At 38.2% G+C, this 11,647-nt stretch carries 11 protein-coding genes and 1 riboswitch; of the genes, 5 read left to right on the top strand and 6 right to left on the bottom strand.

The window, feature by feature from the left end; translation table 11 throughout:
- Window positions 1-50 precede the first annotated feature (50 nt).
- Window positions 51-261, bottom strand: a riboswitch (cobalamin riboswitch).
- A 179-nt stretch (window positions 262-440) separates the two neighbouring features.
- A complete protein-coding gene (gene nfsA, locus KM885_RS09890; protein WP_047185981.1) occupies window positions 441-1,193 on the top strand; it encodes an oxygen-insensitive NADPH nitroreductase in 753 nt (250 codons plus the stop codon).
- Window positions 1,194-1,345: 152 nt separating this feature from the next.
- Complete coding sequence (locus KM885_RS09885) at window positions 1,346-1,804, top strand: DinB family protein (RefSeq protein WP_145523602.1); 459 nt, start codon at window positions 1,346-1,348, stop codon at window positions 1,802-1,804.
- 60 nt (window positions 1,805-1,864) lie between these two features.
- Here KM885_RS09885 and rbsB read toward each other — a convergent pair whose 3' ends face one another.
- The 6 genes from rbsB to KM885_RS09855 all read right to left on the bottom strand — a co-directional run bounded on the left by rbsB (window position 1,865) and on the right by KM885_RS09855 (window position 7,634).
- The gene (rbsB, locus tag KM885_RS09880) at window positions 1,865-2,773 is read right to left on the bottom strand and encodes a ribose ABC transporter substrate-binding protein RbsB (protein WP_047185979.1); all 909 of its coding nucleotides are present in this window, start codon (window positions 2,771-2,773) and stop codon (window positions 1,865-1,867) included.
- 12 nt (window positions 2,774-2,785) lie between these two features.
- Window positions 2,786-3,724 (bottom strand): ABC transporter permease subunit, encoded by a 939-nt coding sequence (locus tag KM885_RS09875; RefSeq protein ID WP_370447411.1) that lies wholly within the window; start codon window positions 3,722-3,724, stop codon window positions 2,786-2,788.
- Between the two features lies 1 nt (window position 3,725).
- Entirely contained in the window at window positions 3,726-5,207 is a 1,482-nt protein-coding gene (locus KM885_RS09870) for a sugar ABC transporter ATP-binding protein (protein WP_216883868.1), read from the bottom strand.
- A gap of 149 nt (window positions 5,208-5,356) precedes the next feature.
- Window positions 5,357-5,767, bottom strand: coding sequence for a D-ribose pyranase (gene rbsD, locus KM885_RS09865; protein WP_047185977.1), 411 nt, complete (start codon window positions 5,765-5,767; stop codon window positions 5,357-5,359).
- A 3-nt stretch (window positions 5,768-5,770) separates the two neighbouring features.
- A complete protein-coding gene (rbsK, locus tag KM885_RS09860) occupies window positions 5,771-6,649 on the bottom strand; it encodes a ribokinase (RefSeq protein ID WP_047185976.1) in 879 nt (292 codons plus the stop codon).
- Between the two features lies 1 nt (window position 6,650).
- Window positions 6,651-7,634, bottom strand: a complete 984-nt coding sequence (locus KM885_RS09855; protein WP_060667686.1) for a LacI family DNA-binding transcriptional regulator — start codon at window positions 7,632-7,634, stop codon at window positions 6,651-6,653.
- A gap of 218 nt (window positions 7,635-7,852) precedes the next feature.
- Between KM885_RS09855 and hpaB the strand changes: the two genes are divergently transcribed.
- The 3 genes from hpaB to KM885_RS09840 all read left to right on the top strand — a co-directional run bounded on the left by hpaB (window position 7,853) and on the right by KM885_RS09840 (window position 11,309).
- Window positions 7,853-9,295 carry a 4-hydroxyphenylacetate 3-monooxygenase, oxygenase component gene (gene hpaB, locus KM885_RS09850; protein ID WP_216883867.1) on the top strand — a complete coding sequence of 481 codons (1,443 nt, stop codon included), beginning with the start codon at window positions 7,853-7,855 and terminating at the stop codon, window positions 9,293-9,295.
- Between the two features lie 348 nt (window positions 9,296-9,643).
- Window positions 9,644-10,318: a phosphatase PAP2 family protein gene (locus KM885_RS09845; protein WP_204797712.1), complete on the top strand. Its 675-nt coding sequence runs from the start codon at window positions 9,644-9,646 to the stop codon at window positions 10,316-10,318.
- Between the two features lie 355 nt (window positions 10,319-10,673).
- Window positions 10,674-11,309 (top strand): pentapeptide repeat-containing protein, encoded by a 636-nt coding sequence (locus KM885_RS09840; protein WP_216883866.1) that lies wholly within the window; start codon window positions 10,674-10,676, stop codon window positions 11,307-11,309.
- Window positions 11,310-11,647 lie beyond the last annotated feature (338 nt).

Here is an 11,647-nt window from a genome sequence, read left to right as displayed (position 1 = left end):
GGCTATCATGTCAACCCAGTCGCATCTAACACCTCCTATCCTCGTAGGTTTGGATGTTGCTAGAATAGGCAGGTCTCCTGGCTCATGGTCATCACTTTTCGAACCTTCCCATTTTCATACGAATGAAAACAGTGGTATGTAGTCGAATCGCTCCCATATACAGTTGCGGGACAGCATCGGAGTTTAACCGATTTCCCTTTTAAGCAATAAAAAAGGTTGTTCAAAAGAATATTTTATTGCACCTATTCCTAAACCTATTAAATTAGTCCAAGTATAACATCTCCGCTTTAATATTTCAATAATTACATAAATTTTGTATATTCCAAGGGGCCAGAATAACGGACTCCTCTTGTTATTATCTGTTTCGGGTATTTTGTAATACTAGCACCTCTATACTATAATTGCCTTAAATTAATTAATAGATAAGGAGCGATGTCGAAATGAACCCTAAAGATGCATTAACGGAAACGATGAACACAATGAATAGTCACGTCTCTGTTCGCCAATATACTTCAGCACCTATACCAAAGCAACATTTGTTAGAAATGATCCGCGCGGGACAAAGCGCTTCTTCCTCTAACTTTGTTCAAGCATATTCCATCATTCGTATTACAGACCTAGAAAAAAGGGAGAAAATTGCCGAATACTCAAGGAATCAGCATGTGAAAGAAGCTTCGGAATTTCTTTTATTTTGTGGTGATTTAAAACGATTGGAACATGCTTGTATGAAACATGGAGTAGCAATGGAGCATGATAATCTTGAAAACTTTCTTGTCACTACCATTGACACAGCTTTAATGGCACAAAATATTATCGTTGCTGCAGAATCACTTGGTTATGGTGGTTGTTATATTGGCGGCGTGCGAAATAATCCGAAGCAAATCGGGGAAATTGTCGGATTACCGGATAAAGTATTCCCTTTATTTGGATTATGTTTAGGCACACCCTCCATCATCAACGACGTAAAACCTCGACTCCCTGTAGATGCTATTCTTCATGAGAATACATACCATGAGGAAAAATATGAAGATATACTGGAGGAATACGATCAAACAATAAGCGATTATTATCAGTCTAGAGCTAGTAATAATAAAAATATAGGCTGGACTGAAACGATGGCCGATTTCATGAGAAATAAAAGAAGAACCCATATGCGAGAATATATGAAAAGCAAAGGCTTTAATTTGCCATAATTAGGGGTAAATCTCTTGTCCCAATCACCACTACTTTGACTATCATAACTTTCGGCACTTGCAACCTGTCCCCCTGACTCCATATGATTAGACTTATATCTGAAAATTCGATACATTATATATAAGCCACTTAATTATTTGGAGGTTATTATATGAGCGAACTAGTTAAAGGTCAATTTGCTAGAACAAGAAAAGCTTTATCACAAGCGTTAGAAGGTATTTCGTCCGAAGTTTTAGAAATTGTTCCAGAAGGATTCAACAACAATATTCATTGGCAAGTCGGTCATATCCTGGTCGTAACCGAGCACTTTTTCTTCAAAGGTCAGGAAAAGATTCCAGCAAATTATAACGAAATTTTTGGACCTAGTACAAAACCAGATGACTGGACAGGTGATATTCCTAAAGTAGAAACCTTAATCGAGCAATTAAACGAGCAACTGGTACGTATTAAAGAGATTCCTAGCGAAGCATTTAATCAAAAACTCCCAAAGAGATTCCTAGGTAATGAGACTTATGGAGAATTGGCTGCAACGGGGGCTTTCCATGAGGCAATGCATTTAGGTCAAATTCAATCATTGAAGCGAGTTGTTGAAGCTACTAAAGTAAAGTAAGGATGTATGAAAATAACCGCCAATGCCTTGGCGGTTATTCGTCCTATCCCCACGTCTCCCCTATTTCGTTTTCAATTCCAAAGGTACTTTTATCACTTCTTCTAATTCTTCTCCATTAAGCACTTTTTCCACTGTAGAAACTGCTTCTTGTCCCATAAGGTTAGGTTGTTGTGCAATCGTCGCGGTAAGTTCACCAGCTTGAACAGAAGCTAATGCATCTTCTACTCCATCAAAACCAATGACAACGATATCTTTACCTGCCGCTTTAATTGCTTCTATAGCTCCAAGGGCCATCTCATCATTATGTGCAAACACCGCTTGAATATCGCCTTTTCCTTGCAACGTGTTTTCCATGACGGTTAATCCTTTCGTCCGATCAAAGTCTGCTGGTTGACTTGCCACAATATCAAGCTGTTTATCCGCAATATGATGGAATCCTTCTCCACGTTCTCTTGTTGCAGATGCACCTGCAATACCTTGAATTTCTGCTACTTTTGCACCTTCACCAAGTTGTTCCAAAATAAAGTCAGCTGCCATTTCTCCACCAGCTACGTTATCTGAAGTAATGAGTGTTTCTACTTCCCCGTTATCTGCGGAGCGATCAATCGTGATAACAGGAATACCCGCATTATTTGCTGATTGTACGGCAGAAGAAACTGCTGCAGAATCGGTCGGGTTAATTAAAAGAACATCCACGTTTTGTTGAATTAAATCTTCAATCCCACTAATCTCTGTTGCAGCGTCATCTTGAGCATTAACAACGATAATCTCATATCCTTTTTCCTCCGCATCCGCAACAATGGCGTCACGAAGCGAAACAAAGAACGGGTTATTCAATGTTGAAATACTTAATCCGATTTTTACATTTTCATCTTCACCTAAACCATCCTTGACAAACGGACTTTCCATGGAACATGCTGTTAAAAAGACCATCATCAAAACCATCGCAATTGTGACTAGCTTTTTCATTCTTTTCACCTCTTATGATCTCTTTCTGTCTATTAATACTGCAATTAAGATAACGACACCTTTTACCACTTGTTGATAGAAAGATGAAATACCGAGTAAGTTCATCGCATTATTCAAAATACCGATAATTAAAACCCCGATAAACGTACCTGCAATACGTCCTTTACCACCTGCAAGACTTGTACCACCAATAACAACTGCGGCAATAGCATCCATTTCATACGCTTGGCCTGCTGTTGGCTGTGCTGAGTTCAAACGTGAAGTTAGAATCATACCAGCTAATCCTGCCATCATTCCACTAATGGAATAAATCAGAACTTTCACTCGATCTACTTTAATACCGGAAATAAGTGCAGCTTTTTCATTTCCACCAAGAGCATACGTTTTACGTCCAAATGCCATTTTATGAAGCATGAACCATAATACAATAAACGCAAGAATCATCGTTACCGCTGGAACAGGAATACCTAGAAAATATCCTTTACCGAACAATTGAAATGCATAGGAATCTCCAAGTCCAGTAATTGGTTTACCTCCTGTGTAGACAAGAGTTAATCCCCGGAAAATAGTCATCGTTGCAAGGGTTACAATAAATGGAGCCAATTTTCCTTTTGCAATTAACACACCATTAAGCGCTCCAAACACCGCCCCAAGTATTGTACCAATAATAATGGCAAGAATCGGATCTATTCCAGCTACCATCATTCCAGCTGAAAGAGCACTCGTTAAAGCGAGGATTGACCCTACGGATAAATCAATTCCACCAGTCAAAATAACAAAAGTCATACCGAACGCAATCAAACCATTGATAGATATTTGTCGTAATAGATTCATAATGTTGGCCGGATCCATAAATGATGGATTTAATATCGTAACAACGACGATCAGACCGACTAACGCCAATAGAGGAAGAAATTTATTCCAAATCGTTGATAGCTTTGCTGTTTTCACTTTAATTACCCCCTGTAGCAAACGTCATAATTTTTTCTTGTGTTGCTTCTTCTCTAACTAATTCACCAGAGATCTTCCCCTCATGAATAACTAGAATTCTATCACTCATCCCCAACACTTCAGGAAGATCTGAAGAAACCATGATGATTGCGAGTCCTCGTTCGGTTAACTCATTCATTAAATTATAAATTTCACGTTTCGCACCAACATCGATTCCTCTGGTAGGCTCGTCCATAATTAAAACTTTAGGAGAAGTGCCAACCCACTTAGCTATTACTACCTTTTGTTGATTTCCCCCTGATAGATTACCAGCCTTCGTTTCTTGGGACTCCATTTTTACTTTTAATCGTTCCACCATCATTTTTACAAACTGTTTCTCATCCTTTGCTTTCACAACTCCATTTGGGGCAAAACTTTCTAAATTCGTTAAAGCTATATTTTCACGTATGGAGAAATCTAGAACTAACCCCTCATCTTTTCTATCCTCTGTAATAAAAGCTAAGCCTTGTTTTGCAGCACTTGATGGATTTTTAATAGAAATGGGGTTTCCATTCATGATTATTTCTCCACGATCGTAAGGGTCAATCCCGAATAATGCACGCATAATCTCGGTTCGTCCTGCACCCATCAAACCAGATATCCCGAGTATTTCTCCTTCCTTTATGGAAAAATGAATATCTTCAAAAACGCCTTCTCTTGTTAACCCGTTTACTTCCATAACCGTTTCCCCGTATTTAGGGTTTCGTTCTGGATATCTATCTTCTAACTCACGCCCAACCATTTGCTTCACAATTTCATCAAAGGAAGTATCTTTAATGAACGAGGTTGCCACAGATACACCATCACGCATGACCGTAATACGATCACATATTTCAAAGATTTCTTCCATTCGATGAGAAATATAGACAAGGGAAACACCAGTTGCAGTAAGCTCCTTCATAATTTGGAACAACAATCTAATTTCTCTATCCGTTAAAGCAGCAGTTGGTTCATCCATGATAATTACTTCTGCATCAAGCATCAGTGCTTTTGCTATTTCGATCATTTGTTGCTCACCGACAGAACATGTTCCAGCTTCTTTATTTAACGGAATAGAAATATTCAACCGTTTAAAAACGCCTTCTGCTAACGTTTTCATTTCCTTCTCTTTTAAAACACCTAGTGCATTTCGTTTCTCTTTTCCAATAAATAAATTTTCCAAAACAGTCATTTGTGGCCAAATATTTAATTCTTGTCTAATAAAAGCAAGTCCAGCTTCTTCTGCTTGTTTTGAATCACTAAACACGGTTTCCTTTCCATCAATCGTAATCTTTCCTTGATCCTGATGGAAAAGCCCCGTTAAAATATTCATTAACGTTGACTTTCCTGCTCCATTTTCACCCATTAGCGCATGAATTTCCCCAGGCTCTAATTCAAAATCTACTCCTTCGAGAACCTTATTAGCTCCAAAAGCTTTGTGAATATTTTCCATCAAAATTCGCATATCAATCACCCCTCTTTTTATAAAAAAGACTTCGTCAGCGGGGGTTTTCCTTCATCCCCCACTGATGTTAGTCGCACTTATCGGAACTTTACGGGCATTAAGACTCCCGCCTACCTCCTTTGTTTCTCCAGAAGCCTGAGGTAGAAGTCTTACTGTCCGTTTAGGTGGGAGAAAAAGACACCAGCATGTAATATACAATTAGAATATGCAGTGATTTCTCCTGTTCGAATGATAGCCTTCGCATTTGCTGTCAGTTGTTTAAACTGCTCATGTTTCACATATTCCATATCGTGACCAAAAAACATTTTCATAAATTCATGTTGATTTGGATTAGTATCTTTCATTTCTTCTGCGATTGTCACCTTTTCAATAACCATGTCATCCACGACTGCTTTTACTACCTCCTGAAAAGAAGGCGTACCAGGTGTAAGTGCTAAATCTATTTTTAATACTCCATCTGGAACGGGTAGACCCGCATCGCCAATAACGATGGTATCGGTATGACCCAGATCGACTAATACTTTTGCTATATTGCTATTTAAAATGCCATTCTTTTTCATTGTTTAAAAATTCCCTTCCACTTCTTCTCTAGTTGGCATACCACCTTGTGCTCCAAACTTCGTAATCGAAATGGATGCTGCACGATTCGCGAATCGCAGTGCCTCCTTTATTGTTTTCCCTTCCGCAACAGCAACTGCAAAAGCTGCATTAAATGTATCCCCAGCTCCCGTAGTATCCACTGCTTCTACAACAAAGGACGGAACAACTTCCTCGCATTCTCCATTAAAATAACGAACTCCATTTTTTCCTTCTGTAATTAATAGCTTATTTGGATAACGAGCGAGTACCTCGGAACGATTCTCCTCCCCAAACATAACAGTAAACTCATGTTCATTCGGTGTAAGATATGTTGCAGATTCAATAACGTTATCGCTTATCTTCCGTGCGGGAGCGGGATTCAGTAACCATTTTTTATTAAATTGATTGCAAAAATCTGCAATGTATTCAACCGTTTCCTCTGGAATTTCTTGTTGTACCATGATCATATCTGCTTCCTTTAGAATAGAATCAGCTTTTTCCAAATAGGATGGTGTGACCTCATCATTTGCACCTTTTACAAAGATAATGCTGTTATCTCCTTCAGCAAGCGTGATATGTGCTGTACCAGAAGATAAATGTGGAACGGGTTCCACATGGTTTACAGAAACACCATTTTTCTTTAAATTATCAAGTATTTCCTTACCAAATGCATCCTTTCCAACTCGGCCAATCATGGATACATTAGCACCCAGTCTTGCTGCAGCTACGGCTTGATTGGCTCCCTTCCCTCCAGGAACAGTCTGAAACGATTCTCCAATTAGTGTTTCTCCAGCTTTTGGCCTTTTATCAGCTGTAACGACTAAATCCATAGAGGAACTTCCAACAACTACAATATTTACCATCTTAATCTCCTACCTTTCTTGTGGACTCTCTTTCCACAAATTGAACGGGTAACTTACAATGTATATTCGGTAAAACTTCCTGTTTTACTTTTTTAATAATGATTTCCGCAGCTTTAGCGCCCATTTCATACGCAGGCTGACGAATCGTTGATAATCCCGGATAAACGATTTCACATATAGAAATATCATCGAATCCAATGATTTGTACATCCTCTGGAATCCTTCGACCAGTACGCTGTGCTTCATTCATGACGGCAACTGCAACGATATCATTACAGGCAAGAATTCCATTTGTGTTCGGGTATTTGTCAAACAATGTTTTCACTGAATTGCTTGCCCCTTGGAACGAAAGCTTGGAATCGAATACATTTATCTTCACACCAGCCTGCCTTAACGTTTGAAACGAAGAAACAAACCGCTCATAAACAGGCTTCACTTCTACCGGGCCTCTTATAATGGTGATTTCCTTACAGCCAAGCTCTACTATCTTCCGAGCAGCTAACTTGCCTCCTTCAAACTGGTCTGCATACACAGCAGGCAAACTCTCTATCGTTCGATCTAGCAAAACTACTGGTATATTTAGGTTTTTCAACATATCACTGTGAGCCTCATTAACAGAAGCAATAATACCCACAACATTATGTTGGATAAACGTATCAAGGTAGTCAATTTCCTGCTCTAAATGCTCATCGCTATTACCAATAATCAATCGATAGCCTTCTTCCCGAAGTTGATCTTCCACTCCCCTAGCCAACGCTGGAAAAAATGGATTCGTTATATCTGGAAGTATTAATCCTATCAATTTTGACTTTTGCTTAAATAATGACCTAGCCACTTCATTCGGTTTATAATTTAATTTATGAATCGCATCTAATACCGCTTTTCTCGTATCTTCATGCGCATAACCACTATTATTCAGTACCCGTGATACCGTAGCAGCTGAAACTCCAGCTTCTTTCGCCACATCACGAATCGTTATCGCCATATCCATCCTTCTCCTATCCGGAACCGGTTACATATTTATTTTAACATGTTTATTTTTAAATGTCGAGATGGATCCTTGGGAACCTGTTTCTATGATCTTTAAGCAATTAAAATCAATCACATGTAGCTGCTTCCAAAATTGTAACCATCTCCATAAATTCTAATAAAATATTTTAATCTTGTTGACATCTGATTATGAATTTTTAAGGAGTGTGTGTTATGCCAGCCATTATTGGAAGTGAATATATCAATCGAATCGACCGCCTTCAAACGGAAGTATGGGTAGATGATTACCCTGTCACCGGGAAAATTTCTGAGCACCCAGCATTCAAAGGGGTTATGAGAAGTCAAGCAAAATTATATGACTTGCAACATAAAAAGGCGTTACAAGATAGGATGACATACCCTTCTCCGTTAACGGAACATCGGGTAGGAATGTCTTATTTGCAACCTAAAACGAAAGAGGATCTAATGAAAAGACGCAACATGATTCAACAATGGGCCCAATCCACTAATGGCATGATGGGAAGAAGTCCGGATTATATGAATACCGTGGTGACGGCACTTGCATCTTCTGCAAACTTTTTAAAAGGAAAAGAAAACTGTTTTCCCGAACATCTAGTATCTTTTTATGAATATGCCCGCGAAAAAGATTTATCCATGACACATACATTTGTAAATCCTCAAGTCAATCGTGGACAGTTTTACTTTGAAGATTTAGACGATGAGCCAATTGCCGCAAAAGTCGTGGATGAAAACGATGAAGGCATTATCATCAAGGGAGCACGGCTATTGGCAACACAGGGTGGGATAACAGACGAAATCGTGGTGTTATCAAATGGCGGAGTACAAGATAAGGCCAATGGTTTTGCATTTGCTATCCCAAATAATACAAAGGGACTGAGATTTATCTGTAGAGAGTCATTTGTTGGTGGGGATTCTACATTTAACTATCCATTAAGTTCCCGTTATGAAGAAATGGATACCCTTGTAGTCTTTGATAACGTGCTTGTTCCGTGGGAGCGTGTGTTTTATTATAACAATATAGAAGTCTCCAATACTTTCATTACTGCTAGTTCATTTCTTCCGCTTACATTGCACCAATCCGTATCCAGACAGATTGTGAAAATCGAATTTGTCCTAGGTGTGGTTCAATCCATCATTGATACAATCCATATTGGTGAATACCAGCACGTTCAGGAAAAGGCGTCTGAAATCATTGTTGCATTGGAAACGATGAAGGCATTGGTTATCAAATCGGAAGTGGAAGCTGAACTGGATGAATGGGGATTTATAAGACCCGATCGAAAAACGTTACAAGTAGCTAGTGTTGTATTCCCACGTGTCTATGCAAGATTCAGTGAAATTATCCAGCAACTTGGGGCTAGTGGATTAATGTCCATCCCAACAGAACAAGCATTTCAATCATCACTTAGGGGAGATTTGGATCAATATTTGCAATCGAAAGCCGATGATGCTGAATCACGTGTTAAGATTTTCCGCCTAGCTTGGGATATGACAATGAGCGCTTTCGGCACACGCGAGATCCAGTATGAACGCTTTTTCTTTGGTGATCCAATTCGGTTAACCAGTATGTTGTATTTTTCATATGATAAGGAACCTTATGTGAAGCGGGTGAAGGATTTGTTGGAAATGGATTAATTTTGAATCTGGCTATCGTGCCAGATTCTTTATTTTTAGCTAGGGGAACCATGTGGATAGGTCTATTCCTCCAATCAAAGCTTTCTAAAAACAAAGAGTAGTGTTTTACAATGCGAAAAACACTGCTACATTAATTGGGACGGGGAAAGATAAGTCCTCTGATACATTTTCCAAATGCTGTTTTTACACAAATTAGTTTAATTTCGTAAAGAAGACTTCCATCAGTAGGGGTTTTCCTTCATCCCCCCATAACAGAGACAGAACCCTTAACGCCATAACCATTGACTTAACAAATCCTTAAAATATATGATAGGGTACGTTCAATTAATAAAGCGTAAGGAGTATTTCATGAAAAACAAGTCGATACTTATCATCATGTTCATTTCTATCATTGTGTTTTTTTCCATTACATTTATTTTTACAGGAGAAAAGGGAACTAACTACGATCAGAATATTGTAAATTGGGTTTATGATATCTCGACAACGACAATCGTTAAAATAATGAATGTTATTTCCCTAATAGGGGCTAGTGAAGTAATTTTATTCATTACATTGGTCATTGCCGCTCTCTTTGTATTAAAAAAAGATTGGTATCACACGATATTCTTTTTATCATTATCAGTTGGTGGAGTGGTTTTAAACTTTCTTCTAAAAATATTATTTCACAGGGAGCGTCCGGGTAACGATGTTAGTAACATCGAAGTATTCAACTTTTCACTGGAAATCCCATCCTATAGTTTCCCTAGTGGTCATACGATGAGAAGCACCATTTTACTTTTGTTTCTATTATATCTCGTATTTCGTTTAATAAAAGGTAATTTACTAAAAACGGTTTTATCCATAATCGGTGTATTTCTAATTATAGGCGTAGCGTTAAGCCGCTTGTTCCTAGAAGCACATTATTTATCTGATACAATCGGTGCCGTTAGTATTTCAGTTGCTTGGTTTTGTTTAGTATATCTAATCGTGAAAAAATACGACCATCAGGAAAAAATAAGTCCCTTTTACTATCGTTCGCGGTAAATAGAACCAGAGGGGCAGGACCCTTCCCAATCTCAATAAATGGTAAATTCAAATATAACTATCCGGATTTCAGTATGAGTCTGGGTAGTTATTTTATTGAAAAAGGTTGAGAATGAGTTGTCGTTTAAACGGAATGTAGATCCGGTGAGTACTTGTCGGGAGAATGAGTTACCTTTTAAAGTTAAAAAATTTTTCAAAAAAAATTAACCGTGCTATCAGGGAAGCACCGAAAGTAAATCTTACTAGCAATACAATGGGTTTTTGTCATTTCTCTAAAAGCAACTACAAAGTCACCTCTATTAACTAGGGTATGATATACTTCCAAAAGACATCTCCCCCGAAAGAAGGTATCGAAATGAAAATAGATGCACCTAAAATAGCTCATGATTTAATACCTAGAAATTTTGCGGATATTTATAATGAGATAGATCCAGAATTTGAAATGAGTCTTATCACGGATTCTGAGTTTTCCAATGAAACCCTTGAACGAGTACGATTATACAATTGTGTAATTAAAAACTGCAAATTCATGAATACCGACTTCAGCAGAATCGATATTACCGATGTGCGCTTTGAAAATTGCGATCTTTCCAATACAAATCTAGGCAATGCTTCTATGAATAGAGTCGAATTCCATAATTGCAAACTTCTTGGGAGCAATCTAACCGAGTCGTACATTGGCAATGTTAAGTTTAAAGATTCCATTTTAAATATGGCGATGTTTGGGAATTCAAAGTTAGAGAAATTAATATTTGAAGATGTATCATTAGAAAGTGCCGACTTTTATGATTGTAAACTAAAAAAAGTTGAATTCCTTTCTTGTAATTTGAATAGGGCAAGTTTTGAGGATACATCATTAAAAGGAATCGATATAAGCTCATCATATTTTGAGACTTTAATTGTTTCTATTGATAATTTGAGAGGGTGCCAAGTATCTTCCCTTCAAGCCACCCAGTTTGCATCGTTATTGGGATTGAAGATTAAAGATTGATGATGGGCACATGAAGTCAATCGGCGGATTATGGTAAAAGGAGCTGTGCATCAACAGCTCCTCCTTTCATCATCAATAATCCTTTTGCTTAGGAGCTGGATATCAGCAGACATGTGCTTGACATCAGTAGTCAGCACTAGTTTATCAGCAGGTCGGACGATTGATATCGGTAATCGGCACCCGGATATCAGCAGTAGGACGCTTTTTATCAGCATTCAGCTCTCGGATATCAGTAGTCATGCGCTTGATATCGGTAATTGGGTAAGCGTCAAATAGCCCACACCTAGTATTAAGGTATGGGCTATTTTATACTCTAACTAAGATTTAATTTGAACTTT

The sequence above is a fragment of the Oceanobacillus caeni genome, from assembly GCF_019037185.1.
GTDB lineage: Bacteria > Bacillota > Bacilli > Bacillales > Amphibacillaceae > Oceanobacillus > Oceanobacillus caeni.
The sequence above is the reverse complement of the archived record's forward strand: the minus strand, read 5'-3'. Positions and strand labels throughout refer to the sequence as shown.

What these genes read in the sequence shown, in the direction of transcription:
- nfsA (WP_047185981.1), top strand. Translation starts at nt 441, where the DNA reads ATGAACCCTAAAGATGCATTAACGGAAACGATGAACACAATGAATAGT.
- KM885_RS09885 (WP_145523602.1), top strand. Translation starts at nt 1,346, where the DNA reads ATGAGCGAACTAGTTAAAGGTCAATTTGCTAGAACAAGAAAAGCTTTA.
- rbsB (WP_047185979.1), bottom strand. Translation starts at nt 2,773, where the DNA reads ATGAAAAAGCTAGTCACAATTGCGATGGTTTTGATGATGGTCTTTTTA.
- KM885_RS09870 (WP_216883868.1), bottom strand. Translation starts at nt 5,207, where the DNA reads ATGCGAATTTTGATGGAAAATATTCACAAAGCTTTTGGAGCTAATAAG.
- rbsD (WP_047185977.1), bottom strand. Translation starts at nt 5,767, where the DNA reads ATGAAAAAGAATGGCATTTTAAATAGCAATATAGCAAAAGTATTAGTC.
- rbsK (WP_047185976.1), bottom strand. Translation starts at nt 6,649, where the DNA reads ATGGTAAATATTGTAGTTGTTGGAAGTTCCTCTATGGATTTAGTCGTT.
- KM885_RS09855 (WP_060667686.1), bottom strand. Translation starts at nt 7,634, where the DNA reads ATGGCGATAACGATTCGTGATGTGGCGAAAGAAGCTGGAGTTTCAGCT.
- hpaB (WP_216883867.1), top strand. Translation starts at nt 7,853, where the DNA reads ATGCCAGCCATTATTGGAAGTGAATATATCAATCGAATCGACCGCCTT.
- KM885_RS09845 (WP_204797712.1), top strand. Translation starts at nt 9,644, where the DNA reads ATGAAAAACAAGTCGATACTTATCATCATGTTCATTTCTATCATTGTG.
- KM885_RS09840 (WP_216883866.1), top strand. Translation starts at nt 10,674, where the DNA reads ATGAAAATAGATGCACCTAAAATAGCTCATGATTTAATACCTAGAAAT.